Here is a 15,765-nt window from a genome sequence, read left to right on the forward strand (position 1 = left end):
AAAGAAATGAGGAGAAATAAGTGAATTACGAATTGTTTAAGGGAATCCGTCAGCTTGCTGGTCATCATCCCATTTTAGATGGTTTTATGGTATTTATTAGTGAAAAATCGTTAATTATATATGCAATAGCCTTTATTTTAATGTGGATTTTTGGCAATGAAAAATATAAGAAAACCATATTCTTTGCTACTATTACAGGCTTTTTAGGGCTATTTCTCAACTTAATAATTAGTTATATATATTTTGAACCACGCCCATTTGTCACACATTCAGTTAATGTTTTAATTAACCATGCTGCCGATGCGTCATTCCCAAGTGATCATACAACTGGTGCTTTTTCGCTTGCCTTAGCTGTTTTTTTACGTCAACGTAAAATAGGTGTAGGTATGCTATTATTTGCAGTTTTAACTGGTGTATCCCGTATTTATGTAGGTCACCATTATCCGATTGATATACTTGGTAGTATAGTTGTAGCCGTATTGGTAAGTGTCTTAATTTATAAAATCAGTCCATTTTTGGAGCCGGTTTCTCGTACAATCATTAACATTTATAATCGGATTCCTTTCGTTCCAAAAGAACGTGAAAAATCCAATATGCAGTGAATAAAAAAGGCCACCCGAATAGAAAGGAATCAGTGAGAAATATCAAAAACGATCAACGTTGATATCTTGGAAAAGAATTGTAATCGTATAGGTGTCACTTTTGGAGTTATTTTGCACCTATTTCAAATGATATTTTACACAATAAACTGCCACGTACAGCTTCAACCACTTCAGTTGTTATATTTTAAGATAGTTATTTAGAGTATTCAATCATTTTATACGGGCAATCGTGTATAAGTCTCAAAAGGTGAGAAGGGTTTTAAAAAACTGGTTGCCTAAACATTTACACTCCCTGAAATACAAATGATGCCCATTTCTGTGCAAGCCCTGGACAGAGGAAAGAATATGTATGAAAAGGGTGGTTTTATTGCTCATTTCTTTTAAAAAAAAACGATAGAAAAGTTGTCAGATGGATTTGAAATTCTGCTAGTAAGTGTATTTGAAGAAGGTAGATAACCGAGAATACTTTATCTTGTTATTCAAGAAAAAGTTATATAAAAACCCGTATAACAGATGTGATCGTTTAAGAAATAATTCCTAATCTCTTTTTCGTTTGAACGAGAGAGTTAGGCTTTATTTAAGTGAGTGTAAAAGCAAAATAGCTGTAAAAATGACAGGTAAAAATACACGTTTTAAACATAGGGCTGGTGGAAGATACGCCAACAGGATGACTGATTTTTAATGTGATGCTCGCTTTTGCTGAATTTGAAGGGGATATGATTGTGGAGAGTAGATAGGAAGGAAAAGCTATTGCGAAACGAGGGAAGGTCTGCCAAGGGTTTATAAAAAGAACAGATTGAACTTCCCTCAAACTAAAAGATACGCATAGGTATCGGCAGGTAGAGGACAAAGCGGGTATTTCTAGGAGCACACTGATTCGTGCCAGACGCAAGAAAGGGCTTGATTGAACCCCCTTATGACTGAAATCATAAGGGGGTTCAATCGTAAATATTACGTCTATATCCTATTTCTAAAATTAAAATGATAATAGCCTCATCATTGATATGCGCGATAATTCTATAATCACCTATTCTGTATCGCCATTTTTCACAGATAATTCTTTCCCATGTGCTATAGAATTTGGCATACGGAGCGCAAAAGAATTAATCATATTAAAAGATTGCACCAAATGCAGAGGGTATTATAAATTACCCCCAACAATTAATGAATATGATAGTCTTTATATTTTTTGAATTCCCTTTTCCGTCAATATTCCGACATCTTGTGACCAGATCATTTTTATGCTTACATTTTAGGACTACCCCTTGTTATACCAGCGTCTCTTCGTTTAAGTATGCCATTACCTCTCCTTCAATTTTCAAACCCACATACTCTCCTGGCGTAAATCCTGGTGATCCCATGACACGAATTTGTACCTCATCTCCACCAAATCGCTCATCCAGTTTTAGATAAACTAATGCATCATGACCATAAAAGGTTGTCTTGACGACATGGCCACCGATTTCACTGTTTGGTTTTCCGATAAGAAATTGTTCCGGACGAATCATAATCGAGGCAAGTGCACAATCAGTGGGACAGCCTGATGCTACTGGAAGGTTTCCAAACAAGCTTTTAATATTGCCATTAATCACTTCCGCTTTAAGTATCGTTGCCTCTCCTACAAATTTGGCAACATGCAGATCTGCAGGATATTTATAAAGTGAGACAGGGTCTGTTGTTTGTACACATGATCCTTGACGCATGACAGCAACAAGGTCGGCCATTGAGAGAGCTTCTTCTTGATCGTGGGTTACCAGGATTGCCGTGGCACCGATTTTCTTGAGGGTTGTTTTAACGTCTTCACGAAGGGTAGCCCGCAGACCGGCATCCAGGGCACTAAAAGGCTCATCCAAAAGTACTAACGATGGAGAGGGTGCAAGTGCCCGTGCCAATGCGACTCGCTGCTGCTGACCGCCAGACAGCTCATGTGGCATTCTGGCGCCAAGACCGGCCATTCCAACCAGCTCTAGCATTTCATCAATACGATAAGAACGTTTTTCTTTCCCGGATAAGCCAAATGCAATGTTTTGTGCGACCGTCAAATGGGGGAACAATACACCTTCTTGTGGTACATACCCTATCCAGCGTTTTTCCGGTTTTACAATGGTTGTTCCATCATAAACGGTCCGTCCACTTATAGTGATGGTGCCGGTATCTGGTGTTTCAAATCCCGCAATACAACGGAGAAGGGTTGTTTTCCCGCAACCGGATGGTCCAAGTACGGCTAGCATTTGTCCTTCATCAAGATCCAGTTGGATATCGTGTAATGCATGAACGTTCCTGAACGTTTTGGATAGGTGCTTGATTTGTAATTTCTTCATCATGATTCCTCTTTTTTTCGGTGCGTAAATGATCGCATCGTTAATAAGTAAACAGGTAACCCGGAGATTAGAATAAGTAATGCTGCATACGGTGCTGAAGCAGCATATTCTACGGATGACGTATGTTCCCAAATCTTAGTGGCCAGTGTATCAATACCTGTGGGTCGAAGAAGCAATGTGGCCGTTAGTTCCTTCATTACTTCAAGGAAAACCAATGCTAGCCCCGCACCTACCCCTGGTGAGATAATTGGCAATGTAACTTTAAAAAAGATGGTAAGGGGACGTTTCCCCAATGATCCTGCTGTTTCTTCCAATTGTTTCGGGACCTGCTCCATGGCCCCCCTGATGGACGACTGGGCAAGCGGTAAATAAAGCATGGCATAACCAATTAGTAGTAATGGTGTTGTTTGGTATAAAGGATAAACAAATCGGACCGCAAAAAAGACCAGCGTTAGGCCAATTACCAGTCCGGGTAAGCTATGGATAAAGTACGGTAATCGATCGGCCATAGCGGAAAAGGCACCTCTGTAACGAATTGCAAGGACGACGAGTGGCAATGCGAAAATAATGGTTAATACAGATCCGCCCAAGCCAAATGACAGTGTCGCATAAAGGGCAGTGCTCACCTCTGTAAAGATAAAGGTAGCGGAACTGCCGATAACGAGCCAGTAGGTGATCGTCCCAAGTGGGATACCAACCGCAAAGAAAGTTAATACACTAAAACCAATCAAGGTAAATGGCATTTTCCAACCTAGTTTGATCACTTCCAGCTTTCCCGGTGCACCTTTTCGAGGGACTGCATATTTGGAAGTACCGCGGATAAGCATTTCCAGTCCTAAAATGAACAGACACAAGATAAGCAATACAAATGTAAGCATGGCTGCTGAAGCACTGTCAAATACTACATTATATTGGTCGAAAATAGCCGTAGTAAACGTTTCATAATTTAAAAATGCCAATGACCCAAACTCGGCAAGCATATGTAATGCTATGAGAATGGCTCCCCCCAATAATGACGGACGCAGCTGTGGCAATGTTACACGGAAAAATGTTGCTGTTCTTCCGTAACCGAGCGATCGAGATGTTTCTTCGAGGGCTGGATCCATTCCCCTTAAAGCAGCAGCAACTGGCAAATGGACTAATGGATAACTGGATAATGTCAGGATAAGTACAGCGCCGCCAAATCCTTCAAATCCAGGGTAAATGGATATCCAGCTATAGCTACTCACGAATGCAGGTACTGCAAACGGTAAGGTCACCAAAGCATTCCATATTTTTTTGCCTGGTAAGTTGGTTCGTTCAATAAACCAAGCCGTTGTGACACCGATTAGTGCACCTAAAACGGTAACCGCAACATCCAATTTCAACGTGTTCACTAATAATTTGTAAACCCGAGGTCGAAAAATTAGCTGTATTGCTTCACTCCAACCAGCCTCCTGTGCCCGTAGAGTAATATATAAAACTGGCAGACAAGATAGTAGGACTAATAATAAAACAGGGAGTAAAAGCAATATAGGGCTGCGTTTATGTCGGGAATGATGTTTCCCGAATAAACGCATGCCCCGGTTGGAACGGATCATTAGAGTAGACCTACTTCCTGAAGCAGTTCAATGGCTGCTTTTCCATCGCTGTATTCGCCTAAATCGAGGGTGCCATTAGGCGGTGTCAGTTCGGAGAATGGCTTCAAACCATGTGAATCAGCTTTTTGATTTAAAGGATACTGTGAGCTTTTGTCTGTTAAGATTTGCTGTGCCTCTTCACTTGTAGCAAATTCCATGAACTTTTGTGCTGCTTCTTGGTTTGGACTCGATTTCAAAATAGCTGCACCAGAAACAGTAACCATATCCCCGAGATCATGGGTACCAAAGAAATATAGCTTGGAATTCATGGCGTCTGCCCCTTTTTCCTTTGCCTGACGGTCCCAATAATAATTGTTAATCAGTGCGAATGGAATCTCTTCACGCTCAACAGCATCAAGGGCGTTTTGATTATGTTTGTATGTTTTGCCGTTTTTCTTCAAGCCTTCTAACCATGTTTTTGTTGCTTCTTTACCATCTAGCTTTATCATAGCTGATAGTTGCGCTTGAAATGCACCACTAGTCGGAACAAAGCCTAATTTATCCTTCCACTTTGGTTGTTCTAGATCCACGACAGATGTTGGTAGATCTGATTCTTTAATCAAATCTGGATTGTAGACAACAACCCTAGAACGCGCTAGGAGTCCGACCCATTTGCCATCAGCATCTCGGTATTCCTCTGGGATCGGCTTGAGTGCCTTATCGTCAATTTTACTGAGCATCCCTTTTTCAGCAAGCATGATCAACGGAGTGGATTCCTCGGTATAGATGATATCAGCCGGTGATTTGTCGCCTTCTTCCACAACCTGATGGGCCAGTTCATTACTGGATCCATCTCTTTCTTCAACCTTGATGTCAGTCTTTTTCTCGAAAGCTTTAATTAGTGCGGTAGTCGCGTCTTTATGCTGCCCGTTATAGATTGTTAGCGTGTCAGATTCAGAATCGTCATCTTCACCGTCACTATTATCGGATCCACACGCAGCAAGTAGGCTAATTAATACCGCCGACATCAGCGCTAGTAAACCGAATCGATATGCTTGCTTCGAAATCTTTTCCATTAAAATTCCCCCATTATAATTATGTAGAATAATTATAATTTTTATATAAAACTCTTTCTAATTAATAATGATAATCATTATCAATTATATATTCCATGATTAATATACCATAAACGAAGAGAAAGTCAATAACAAATATTTATCTTTAATTATAGTCCCTAGTTTCCAGCGAATAACAAGCCTTTTTATTAGACAATCAATGTTTTCAGTTTAAGTGAAGAAAGAATTAATACGATTATGTATGAAAATTACTCTTTTATTACATTGTTAACTTTATTTTCTTATAACCTACTGAAACAGATCTCTACACACTTATATTCCATTTAACGATGAAATTAAGAAAATTAAGATCCCTCCTTATTTAGGGGCAATTTTCTTGACTACTTCAATACATTTTTTCACGAACTTTTTTCAATTTTAATGATATAAACTTTATGGTGTTACATCAATGACAAGGGCAAAAACAATCTTTCATTGTTTTTGCCCTTGTATCTTTCATCCTTTAACTTGCTGATTGTTGTGTTGCGGCATCAATTGCGGATTTGACAGTTTCGGCAAGGGATTTGGGATCGCCCGAGCCTTGGAAATGAAGATAAAGAACCTCTGGTTGCTCGAACCAATGGTTATGCAGTGCGGAAATTTCTATATCCCCTTTTCGAAAGGCATCAATTACAGGGTTTACTTCTTTAGGAAACAGTGCAAATTCCCCCGTAACTACGGATGTATTTCCAACCCTTTCAAAATTAGCACCAAATGCAAGCTCAAGCATTTCTGGGGATACCTTTTCTCCCTCCAACGAGACGTTAAGGTTTTTACGACTAATTTCCACCTTACAAACATTGTCCACCTGCTTAGCATTATCAACAAACAGATTCTTTATATGAAGACATTCAGGGGATTCTGCTCCATATGCCATACCTGCTGGTTGCAACAAAAACAGGCTCAAAACGAGAATTGGAATTATTTTTTTCACATTTAGACCTCCCTTTAATTGGATTTATAATGTCCAAGATAAGACTATATATACACAATCATAAAAATAAGTTAATGTCCTTATTTATTTAAGTTTACCTAAAAATAATAATTGACTTTTAACAAAAAACAGGCATCGAAAAGTTCTAATGATAAATGAACTTTTTGATGCCTATTTCAGCTTTTTTGGCTTAAAATGTACGTTATTTATTGAAAAATAAAATAAAAAGCCTCCCTATATGTGTTAAAATTTTATTGGGTTAAAACAAAATATATGAACACAAAAAGGAGACTCTTCATGTCTAATCATAACACATTTAACCAATCAATTTATACCACAAAACGTTCCATTTTTCATTTTGCGTCCAAATTAGCCCAAGGGCTGCAAAAACCCAACAAAAACTTTATCCTAGATATGTTATTTGGACTAGCAAAAGGCAGATCTGTTTTGCTTACAAAAATTGCACGCGCTCTGGAAGAACCCATTGATGCGATACAAACCGTCAAGCGACTGTCCAATCGCCTAGACGAATTTCACGAAACATCCGAGCTGTTGGAGAACTATGAGGAAATGATAAAACCTTTTCTACAAGAGGAAGATAATCTGATTTTAGTGGATAACTCCGAGATTGTGAAATCTACTGCCTGTAAAATGGAAGCACTTGGACAAGTGAGAGATGGTTCAACAGGAAAGATAGGCAATGGATATTGGACAACCAACATGATTGCCGTTGCGCCGAAGACAAAGCATCCGATTTCGGTTTATTCCCATCTGTACTCCTCCGCGGAAAAGGGATTTGTCAGCGAAAATGAAGAAACATACAAGGGATTGGATTACGTGAATGGGATTGTAAAAGGGAAAAAAGCAACCTTCGTTATGGACCGTGGATATGACAATATAGAAGTCATGAAAAAGGTGCTCAAGCAGGAGAATAACTTTATCATACGGTTAAAGAAAAACCGGAATTTATTGTATCAGAATAAAAAATTCTCTGTACATGATTTGGCGATCAGAAGGAAAGGGAAAATCAATTTTCGTTCTGAAATAAAGGGAACTGTCTATGATTTGAAAGTCTCTCATCTTACTATAGAAATCCCTTCGCTAAAGGGAAAAAAGCTCACGATGGTTGTCGTGTATGGATATGGAAAAGAGCCAATGGTGCTGCTTACAAATAAACGGGTTCAAAAAAAGGAAGAGGTTCTGTCTATCTTAAAAGCTTATATTACTAGATGGCGTATCGAAGAAATGTTTCGTGTACAAAAGCAGGAATTTGACTTGGAAAATGTTCGGGTTCGTACATTGCCAAGACTGAAAAGAATGTTTTTACTCGTTTCCATTATGATAACATTTATGACACTGAAAGTAGAAAAGAAAAATGGATTTTTCCATGATGTGATTGAACGGGCAAAAGGTATTAAAGCAAAGGATCAAATTAAGATGTTTCTATATCGTTTTTCAGCAGGAATGAAAGCCATATTAGAAAAAGATAAACATGGCATCCGGCATTTTAAATACATAGAGAAGCCAGTAGGTTCACGACAGCTAGCATTACAACTCTGAATTTATTAATTGAATAATTCGAAAAAACATACTACAACGTATGTCTTTTTGTGCTGGTTAAAATTTGCTTCTTTCAAAAAAACCAATAGAAAAACCTTCTAGAGGACCCCTAGGGTGAAATAATTCCGTTTTAGTCGGAGAAAAAAGGTAAACTTAAATTATTTAGTCTTGAAAACTAATTTAATATATGTTATGTTATCAATATCGAAATCCAATAATGATATTAAATATCGGTATTCGTTATTTAGGAGATGGTAGATTGGAAGACAAGGTATTACGGAAGCTTTTTCTTGGTTTTATTCATATACACATATTACACCATGCGAAAGAACATCCCATTTTCGGTGTATGGATGTTAGAAGAGCTAAGGGAACACGGCTACAGTATCAGTTCGGGTACTCTCTACCCTATCCTGCATTCAATGGAGTCTGATGGACTTCTAATAAGAGAAGACAGAAACGTGGAGGGGAAAATCAGGAAATATTATACGATAACTGAAAAAGGTGATTTAGTTCTTGGTGAAGCTAGGAAAAAAGCTTATGAACTCTTTAAAAAAATCAAATAAGAAAGAGAGGGTAACATGGAAAAACAAATGAACAATAAAGGCAATTTCCAGATTCTTTTGGAGATTCTAATGGCTTCCACGAAATTGGGGTTAACATCGTTTGGTGGGCCTGTTGCTCATCTAGCTTACTTTAAAGATGAATATATTGATCGCAGGAGATGGTTAGATGATAAAACCTACGCGGATATAATTGCACTATGCCAATTTCTTCCGGGGCCTGCGAGTAGCCAAGTAGGAATATCAATAGGTATGATGCGTGGAGGCCTTTTAGGGGGAATAGTATCGTGGATAGGGTTTACATTGCCATCGATTATTGTTCTAGTAGTATTCGCTATGCTTTATCAGACCTTTTCCTTGGAAGACGCAGGTTTTATTCATAGCTTGAAGGTTGTAGCTGCAGCTGTTGTGTTACATGCTTTAATAGGATTAGGGAAGAAGTTAACACCGGATAAAACGCGTCTCGCGATAGCTGTTGTGGCTGCGTCTGTTATGTTAATTTATCCATCGGCATGGATGCAGATTCTAATTATTTTGGGAGCAGGATTATTTGGTCTAAAACTTTTTAAAGACAAAGCGGAGTCCAATGTAAAACCTTTTTCTGTAAATATCTCAAAGAAAACTGGAATAATTTCATTGAGTATTCTGGTTATCGCCCTCATTGTTTTACCGATCATAACAAAGCTTACGAATAACCCTTTGGTTAGCATATTTGATACATTTTTCAGAGTAGGTTCTTTAGTCTTTGGCGGAGGCCACGTAGTATTACCAATGATTGAACGTGAAATTGTACCACAGGGCTTATTGTCACCTGATGCATTCTTAGCTGGTTATGGAATGGCTCAAGCTGTACCCGGACCTTTGTTTACTTTTTCCAGCTACCTTGGAACAATGATGGAAGGAATAGGAGGGGCTGTAGTAGCAATCATTGGAATATTTTTACCGGCATTTTTATTTATTGTAGCAGCTTTACCATTTTTAAATGAGTTGCGTAAACGTGCTTCTTTCCAAGGAATTCTTATGGGTGTTAATGCCAGTGTTGTTGGGATATTATTAGCTGCATTTTATGACCCTGTAATAAAAAGTTCCATCCTAAATGCATCGGATTTTGCTTTAGGCGTTATATTATTTGCTTTGCTAAACATTTGGAAAGTTCCTGCATGGCTTATTGTTATATTAGGTGTTGTAGGTGGGTACATTATTAGTTTTATAAGTATCTAAACCCTTTTACTGTTTGGGAAGCCAGGAGTATATGAGTGATAAAAGGGGAAGGGGTTGTAATAGTCTTTCCCAATAATCCTTTAAAGTTCCACTGGGTATTTGTTTGGCAGTTAAAATGGGCATATATGACAGCCGTTTATAAGCATCCAAATATATCCGTTCCTTAACTTCTGCGGATAAGCAAGTATATGACTCAACTCATCAAGGGCGGTTTGTGTCCAATAGGCATTATAAGTTTTGTTCACCTTCAAACTCCTTGATTTTGTTCTGAAGGTACTTTAGTCCCTGCTCTTGATCATAAATACGTCCATTTACCCGATCTTCCCAACTTTTCAGTACTTGACGAATGAGTTCTTTATCTTTGGAAAAAAGGTCTAATTCCATTTCATCAATGGCTTCTCTATCCCGTTTCATATTTAAATAACCAATAAAGTCATATACCTCAGCCGTATCTTCTTCGTGAATAAAGTCAATTAGCCGCTTTAGTTCTTCACGGTTAACACTCATTTAAACACCGCCTTTATATACTTATACCATTATACCATTAAATTTATTACTTCTAGAACCCATTCTTATGCCAACTTAAAAATCCCCCCTAAAAAGTGATGAATATAACTTTCCTTAGAAATTGAGTTACACAGAAACTTATTATCGCTTCAAAATCTAGCCCGATTTCAAAGAGCGCACTATTCGTTCATTAAGTGCACCCGTAGCTGAAAATGTTCTCACATCTGGAACATCGTCTGTTAATAGCACTTTCTGGCGCACATCATGATACTTCTCCAATACCTTGTTCATTAGTTGAGAACCTACTTCGTTATTTTGATATGCCTTCAATATCAAAATATCCTGAATATAAATAACCGTATGTCCGTCTCCAATAAGCATTATTAAGCCAATAAGTTTCGACTCATCCCAGGCTGTTAATACATAGAGTGACTGATGCAAAGCATTCATTAATCGTGGCATATCATCAAAGCAGTCCAACCTACATCACTATACAGGGACTTGAGTTCATTTTCCACGATTTCAATATCCTCTTTAAATTTCATCTAAATTTTTCAACCCCTTTGTATTCCGTTAACTGGTCCGTTTATGAATTAAATTGTTCCTGAATCGCGCCCGTTTTGCGGAATAAATATTTCTTATATTATTTAACATTACCTTCCCAACCCAACATTCCATCAACTACATTCGTTGCGTTATAACCCATTTGTATTAATTGTTCAGTCACACTATCACTTCTCGCGCCTTTCGTACATACCATATAATAATGTTCGTTTTTATCAAACTCATTTAAACGATTTGTAATTTTCCCTAATGGGATATGTTTAGCTCCAGTAATTTTACCCTTTGCAACTTCATCAGCTTCACGAACATCGATAATGTTTACCTTTTCCCCTGCTTTTATCTTTTTTTCTAAATCCTTTGCTGTAATTTGTTTCATTTAAGACTCCTCCATTTCTTTATTTTTACTGCCAATAGACCAAATCACAAACGGAATAATTATTAAGGACAAAATCCCTCCAGCAAGTGATAACATTTCAAAACTGGAATCAGCAACAACCATTCCTGATAAGGCACCACCGGAAGCTCCTCCTAATGCAATAAAAACATCCACTGTCCCTTGAGTTTTAGCACGAATTGAAGGTTTTGTTGAATCGACAATTAAAGCTGTACCACTTATCAAGCCAAAATTCCAGCCTATACCAAGTAAGGAAAGAGCAAGAATCATTAGAAATAAAGAATCTACCGGTGCAATCGCTGCTATGATACCTGAGGCGAGCAATGTAATTCCAGAAGCAATCGCCATGGCAGGACGACCAATCTTATCAACAAGAATTCCTGTAAACAGTGATGGAAGGTACATAGCACCTATATGAAAGCCGATAACAAGTCCGATTGCACGTAAACTGTGACCATGATTCCCCATGTGAACTGGTGTCATTGTCATAATGGCAAGCATCACAATTTGAGTAAGCACCATAATGATAGCGCCAACTGTTATTGCTTTTTTATTTATTTGATTCTTCTCCGATATCGTATTAGATCCTGTATTTTGCTTATTCGCATTAATTTTTAATGCGATAATGAATGGATCAGGACGTAAAAAGACAAATAACACAAGACCTGCCAATATAAATGCTGCTGCGGATAAGATAAATGGTCCTGCGAGTTCTGGAACACCAATAGAGTGAGCGAAATTTCCCATCACATCCACTAAATTTGGACCTGCAACTGCACCGAATGTTGTGGAGACCATCGCTATACTTACAGCAGTACCTCGCTGTTTGTTCGTTGCCAAGTCTGTACCAGCATAACGGGCTTGTAAATTAGTTGCAGTACCTGCACCATATACAAGTAGAGAAGCGAATAATAAAAACATACTATTTAAGATAGCGGCAAGCACAACACCTACTGCTCCAAGGCCACCTGTTATAAATCCTGTTGCTAAGCCCATACGTCTTCCATAACGGTTAGAAAGTCTTCCTACTGCTAATGCAGCTCCTGCTGATCCTAAAGTAAATAAAGCAGCAGGAAGACCTGCAAATGCATCTGTGCCAAGCATTTGTTCTGCAAGTAATGCCCCAACTGTTATTCCAGCAGCTAATCCTGCCCCACCAAACATTTGTGAGATAACGACAATGATTAATGTACGTTTATATAATTGTTTTTGTTTTTCTGGATTATCTATATATCTTTGTACCGAATCATTCGTTTCACCAACCATAGTAAGCATCAACACCTTCTTCTCTAGATTTATCTCTTAACAAGTAATAACCTTATCAGCCAACATCCATAAGCTAATAATTTCAATTTAATTCAAATGGTCTTGAAATTCATTCCAGTCTTGAACGCTTTTTTCTAAACGATAGGCATTGATACCTTTACTTCTTAAGAGCTCTACAGCTTCTACCGACATCAAACAGTATGGTCCTCTGCAATAGGCAACAACTTCACGGTTGGTTGGTAAAGAGGAGAGTTTTTCCCTTAATTCCTCAACCGGTATGGAAACAGCACCGGAAATATGAGCATTTTCATATTCTTCTTTCGGCCTGACATCTAACAATAAAACTTCACCTTTTTTCATTCGATCTTTAAGTTCTGAAAGTGAAACCCCATCCATACCAAGATTGGCATTTAAGAATTCTTGTTTGATTTGTTGAACCTCTACAAACTGTTTTTCTGACAATGTATGCAAGGAATTTAAAAAGTCCAAAATAGCTGTATCCGCTAATTCGTAAATCACATAGTTACCATTCTTTTGATACTTTACCATCCTGGAATTATAGAGGGTTTGTAGATGTTGTGATACATTCGCCACAGACATAGTTGTTACTTTCGATAATGCTTCCACCGATTTTGGTCCTTGAGACAAAAGATCAAGAATCTCCAAGCGTTTGGGACTAGAAAGACTTTTACCTATCCTTGCAAACTCTTGGTACAATAAATTTTTTAAATTTCTTTCATTTAGCATTTTGAATCACCACCAAATCTATTCAAGTGTTTTATTGATTACTTGAATTATAATCGTAATTAATATTCTTTTCAACAATTTACCCTTGAATTAACCTGACTTGTTAGTTCTAGGATAAACATCCATAATCTCTTCTTTCTAACCTCTTGTTCAAGAATCTGGCCCAATTCCAGAATAATATTTATTACGGAATTGCACCAAATTCTGGAATATTTATTTGTTGTTTTTCTCCAAATTAGTGAAGCAATAAGAAGTATAACGCCAGCTAAGGCCACAATAATTTGAAGATTCTCCAGCCCAGAAATAAGAATAATAAAATTATCACCAAATATTATAATCATTAAAGTTGCAAATTGAATAAGGAATTGATTGATTTTCATTGAATCCTCCCTGTTATCTGGCCTGATAATGAATTTCTGGACATTTCTTTGTTCCATTAAAGCCGCCCGCCTTATTAAAGGCTAATGCAGTCAGGATTATTGAAAAAGGCGTTCATCTTTATCACTTAATTTTATACGAAAAAGAAGAAGTGGAACGAATATAAGACTTAGATACCCTAGTGTAAATAATCTTTGTGTTTCAGCGGAAATATATTGTTTATGCCCGCAATTAGGGCAGCTTTTTCCATTCTTTGAAAATCCGAGCGACAAAACTTCTTTGGCTTTCCATTTATAATTACTCAACTTTCGCACCGGAAAAATCGTAGCTAGATCAAGACATGCAAGTGCTTGTAGTCCTTGAAATATGTTCCTTGACATAACGCTTAAACATGAAAAAACACCTCAACATTTGGTATAGTTGATTTGTAGAATCACTACCAAAATAGAAGAGGTGCTCCTGTTATGATAGCGGAAAACAGTCAAAATAAGCAACCACCAAATGAAATGAAATCAACTTTTAAAGAATTGAACGTGTCAAAACACTTACGTAATGCAGGTATTACAAAGTCTTTTGGTTTTTCCTGTGCTTATATTTTCAAATTGATCTTTTGTTTAATCTTTGAAAACAAAAACTGGATTCGCATGCTTGAAAGCGGGAAATCTTCGGATGTTCCAGCTAAAGATACTGTTTATCGCTTTTTGAATGAATCCACGTTCAATTGGCGACGGTTTCTGCTTTCGCTGGCTGCTTGCGCGATTGCCAAAGTCTCAAAACTTACACATCATAATCGCCCAAGAGTATTCATTTTAGATGATTCATCCTATGACCGAAATCGAAGTAAACATGTCGAACTTTTGGCTCGTTGCTTTGATCACGCATCACAAAGATGCGTTTCGCATGCTTACCCTTGGCTGGTCCGATGGTGCAACTTTCATGCCGATTGACTTTTCTCTATTGAGTACAAGAAAATGCCAAATAAATGGTATATCCGAAACAGTTGATAAACGCACTTCGGGTTACAAACGCCGCCAAAATGCGTTACAAACAGCACCAGATCAAATTCCAAATATGCTTGAGCGTGCCTTCAATATTGGGATTGATGCTTCTTACGTGTTAATGGATTCATGGTTTACCCAACAACCATTGATAAAAACGATCACGGAACAAGGTCTTGATGTGATCAGTATGGTTAAAAAACTAAAGCAGCGTTATGTTGTAGATGGAGAGCGTGTCAACCTAGATCAGCTATATCGTTTAGCTAAGCCAAGTGACGGTAAAAAAGGCATTTTGCGTTCCATCCATACCATACAAGCCAATGGTGTTCCGATTAAGGTGGTATTCGTGCTCAATCGGAATAAAAAAAGCGATTGGCTTGCCATTTTGAGTACCGACTGCACTTTGAGTGAACAGGAAATCATTCGTCTCTATGGCATGCGCTGGTTGAAGTCTTTTTCAAAACAACCAAATCCCTTTTGAAACTTCAGAAGGAATTCCTAAGTCGTTCCTATGATGCGTTAATCAGTCACACAACCATTGTATTTACAAGGTATATCTTGCTTTCATGGCAAAATCGCTGCAGCACGGATGAGCGAACCCTAGGTGGCATATTTTATGAGTTATGTGATGAAATAGATGAACTTGATTGGGCTGTAGCGTTACAGCAATTAATCGAGCTTCTTGAAGATACCCTAAAACATACTAATAAAAAAATACAATAGTTGATCAAAAATCAACTACAACAATGGGTTGCGGGTTTCCCTAACTATATCAAGATTTACATGCCTGTCAGCCTGCGAAAGTTGAGTAATTACAGTTGGTGCAACGTGGCATAGAATCCCCTCCTATTTTCTACTTGGAAACCTGTCTCTTACTTTTCAGCATAATTTACTCAATAAAATGACTCGGTTAAAGAATATGTTATTCAGCTAAACCGCCCGATCATATTATAGGGTCAGCCAGTCATTTTTTCAGGCATATTGCTCATCCTTTACTACTCTGCGGTGTTAAGGTATCAAATATAGATTTGATATCG

General features: G+C 37.9%; 15 protein-coding genes and 2 pseudogenes. 6 read left to right on the forward strand and 11 right to left on the reverse strand.

What is annotated here, in order from left to right:
* Positions 1 to 20: 20 nt before the first annotated feature.
* A complete protein-coding gene (locus tag WMZ97_RS18415) occupies positions 21 to 602 on the forward strand; it encodes an undecaprenyl-diphosphatase (RefSeq protein WP_343273556.1) in 582 nt (193 codons plus the stop codon).
* A gap of 617 nt (positions 603 to 1,219) precedes the next feature.
* Positions 1,220 to 1,510 (forward strand): annotated as a pseudogene (locus WMZ97_RS22015) (recombinase family protein); the annotation flags it as partial.
* 30 nt (positions 1,511 to 1,540) lie between these two features.
* Here WMZ97_RS22015 and WMZ97_RS18420 read toward each other — a convergent pair.
* The 5 genes from WMZ97_RS18420 to WMZ97_RS18440 form a co-directional block, all read right to left on the reverse strand.
* Positions 1,541 to 1,660, reverse strand: coding sequence for a type II toxin-antitoxin system RelE family toxin (locus WMZ97_RS18420; protein WP_343273595.1), 120 nt, complete (start codon positions 1,658 to 1,660; stop codon positions 1,541 to 1,543).
* 210 nt (positions 1,661 to 1,870) lie between these two features.
* The gene (locus WMZ97_RS18425; protein ID WP_343273557.1) at positions 1,871 to 2,926 is read right to left on the reverse strand and encodes an ABC transporter ATP-binding protein; all 1,056 of its coding nucleotides are present in this window, start codon (positions 2,924 to 2,926) and stop codon (positions 1,871 to 1,873) included.
* On the reverse strand, positions 2,923 to 4,299 hold the full coding sequence (locus WMZ97_RS18430) for an ABC transporter permease (RefSeq protein WP_343273558.1): 1,377 nt from the start codon (positions 4,297 to 4,299) through the stop codon (positions 2,923 to 2,925). The genes WMZ97_RS18425 and WMZ97_RS18430 overlap by 4 nt, the downstream gene beginning before the upstream one ends.
* Positions 4,300 to 4,502: 203 nt before the next feature.
* The gene (locus WMZ97_RS18435; protein WP_343273559.1) at positions 4,503 to 5,558 is read right to left on the reverse strand and encodes an iron ABC transporter substrate-binding protein; all 1,056 of its coding nucleotides are present in this window, start codon (positions 5,556 to 5,558) and stop codon (positions 4,503 to 4,505) included.
* Between the two features lie 502 nt (positions 5,559 to 6,060).
* Positions 6,061 to 6,531 carry a DUF1259 domain-containing protein gene (locus tag WMZ97_RS18440; RefSeq protein WP_343273560.1) on the reverse strand — a complete coding sequence of 157 codons (471 nt, stop codon included), beginning with the start codon at positions 6,529 to 6,531 and terminating at the stop codon, positions 6,061 to 6,063.
* Between the two features lie 297 nt (positions 6,532 to 6,828).
* On the opposite strand from WMZ97_RS18440, the gene WMZ97_RS18445 reads away from it, so the two are divergent.
* From WMZ97_RS18445 to chrA, 3 genes are all read left to right on the forward strand, one after another.
* Positions 6,829 to 8,091 carry a transposase gene (locus WMZ97_RS18445; protein WP_343273561.1) on the forward strand — a complete coding sequence of 421 codons (1,263 nt, stop codon included), beginning with the start codon at positions 6,829 to 6,831 and terminating at the stop codon, positions 8,089 to 8,091.
* Between the two features lie 259 nt (positions 8,092 to 8,350).
* Positions 8,351 to 8,656 (forward strand): PadR family transcriptional regulator, encoded by a 306-nt coding sequence (locus WMZ97_RS18450; protein ID WP_343273562.1) that lies wholly within the window; start codon positions 8,351 to 8,353, stop codon positions 8,654 to 8,656.
* A 15-nt stretch (positions 8,657 to 8,671) separates the two neighbouring features.
* Positions 8,672 to 9,874: a chromate efflux transporter gene (gene chrA / locus WMZ97_RS18455; protein ID WP_343273563.1), complete on the forward strand. Its 1,203-nt coding sequence runs from the start codon at positions 8,672 to 8,674 to the stop codon at positions 9,872 to 9,874.
* A 228-nt stretch (positions 9,875 to 10,102) separates the two neighbouring features.
* On the opposite strand, the gene WMZ97_RS18460 is transcribed toward chrA, so the two are convergent.
* From WMZ97_RS18460 to WMZ97_RS18485, 6 genes are all read right to left on the reverse strand, one after another.
* Positions 10,103 to 10,381, reverse strand: coding sequence for a hypothetical protein (locus WMZ97_RS18460; protein ID WP_343273564.1), 279 nt, complete (start codon positions 10,379 to 10,381; stop codon positions 10,103 to 10,105).
* 156 nt (positions 10,382 to 10,537) lie between these two features.
* Positions 10,538 to 10,843: a GNAT family N-acetyltransferase gene (locus WMZ97_RS18465; RefSeq protein WP_343273565.1), complete on the reverse strand. Its 306-nt coding sequence runs from the start codon at positions 10,841 to 10,843 to the stop codon at positions 10,538 to 10,540.
* 181 nt (positions 10,844 to 11,024) lie between these two features.
* On the reverse strand, positions 11,025 to 11,321 hold the full coding sequence (locus WMZ97_RS18470; RefSeq protein ID WP_343273566.1) for a rhodanese-like domain-containing protein: 297 nt from the start codon (positions 11,319 to 11,321) through the stop codon (positions 11,025 to 11,027).
* A complete protein-coding gene (locus WMZ97_RS18475; protein ID WP_343273596.1) occupies positions 11,322 to 12,605 on the reverse strand; it encodes an MFS transporter in 1,284 nt (427 codons plus the stop codon).
* Positions 12,606 to 12,692: 87 nt separating this feature from the next.
* Complete coding sequence (locus WMZ97_RS18480; RefSeq protein ID WP_343273567.1) at positions 12,693 to 13,352, reverse strand: ArsR/SmtB family transcription factor; 660 nt, start codon at positions 13,350 to 13,352, stop codon at positions 12,693 to 12,695.
* A 71-nt stretch (positions 13,353 to 13,423) separates the two neighbouring features.
* Positions 13,424 to 13,732, reverse strand: a complete 309-nt coding sequence (locus WMZ97_RS18485; protein WP_343273568.1) for a hypothetical protein — start codon at positions 13,730 to 13,732, stop codon at positions 13,424 to 13,426.
* A gap of 462 nt (positions 13,733 to 14,194) precedes the next feature.
* On the opposite strand from WMZ97_RS18485, the pseudogene WMZ97_RS18490 reads away from it, so the two are divergent.
* Positions 14,195 to 15,565, forward strand: a pseudogene (locus tag WMZ97_RS18490) (IS4 family transposase).
* Positions 15,566 to 15,765 lie beyond the last annotated feature (200 nt).

It is taken from the genome of Lentibacillus songyuanensis, from assembly GCF_039548255.1.
In the GTDB taxonomy this organism is placed as follows: domain Bacteria; phylum Bacillota; class Bacilli; order Bacillales; family Amphibacillaceae; genus Lentibacillus_C; species Lentibacillus_C songyuanensis.

Excerpts from the sequence above, each read along its gene's own strand:
- WMZ97_RS18425 (WP_343273557.1), bottom strand. The coding sequence starts at position 2,926 with ATGATGAAGAAATTACAAATCAAGCACCTATCCAAAACGTTCAGGAAC.
- WMZ97_RS18435 (WP_343273559.1), bottom strand. The coding sequence starts at position 5,558 with ATGGAAAAGATTTCGAAGCAAGCATATCGATTCGGTTTACTAGCGCTG.
- WMZ97_RS18445 (WP_343273561.1), top strand. The coding sequence starts at position 6,829 with ATGTCTAATCATAACACATTTAACCAATCAATTTATACCACAAAACGT.
- chrA (WP_343273563.1), top strand. The coding sequence starts at position 8,672 with ATGGAAAAACAAATGAACAATAAAGGCAATTTCCAGATTCTTTTGGAG.
- WMZ97_RS18460 (WP_343273564.1), bottom strand. The coding sequence starts at position 10,381 with ATGAGTGTTAACCGTGAAGAACTAAAGCGGCTAATTGACTTTATTCAC.
- WMZ97_RS18465 (WP_343273565.1), bottom strand. The coding sequence starts at position 10,843 with ATGCCACGATTAATGAATGCTTTGCATCAGTCACTCTATGTATTAACA.
- WMZ97_RS18470 (WP_343273566.1), bottom strand. The coding sequence starts at position 11,321 with ATGAAACAAATTACAGCAAAGGATTTAGAAAAAAAGATAAAAGCAGGG.
- WMZ97_RS18475 (WP_343273596.1), bottom strand. The coding sequence starts at position 12,605 with ATGGTTGGTGAAACGAATGATTCGGTACAAAGATATATAGATAATCCA.
- WMZ97_RS18480 (WP_343273567.1), bottom strand. The coding sequence starts at position 13,352 with ATGCTAAATGAAAGAAATTTAAAAAATTTATTGTACCAAGAGTTTGCA.
- WMZ97_RS18485 (WP_343273568.1), bottom strand. The coding sequence starts at position 13,732 with ATGAAAATCAATCAATTCCTTATTCAATTTGCAACTTTAATGATTATA.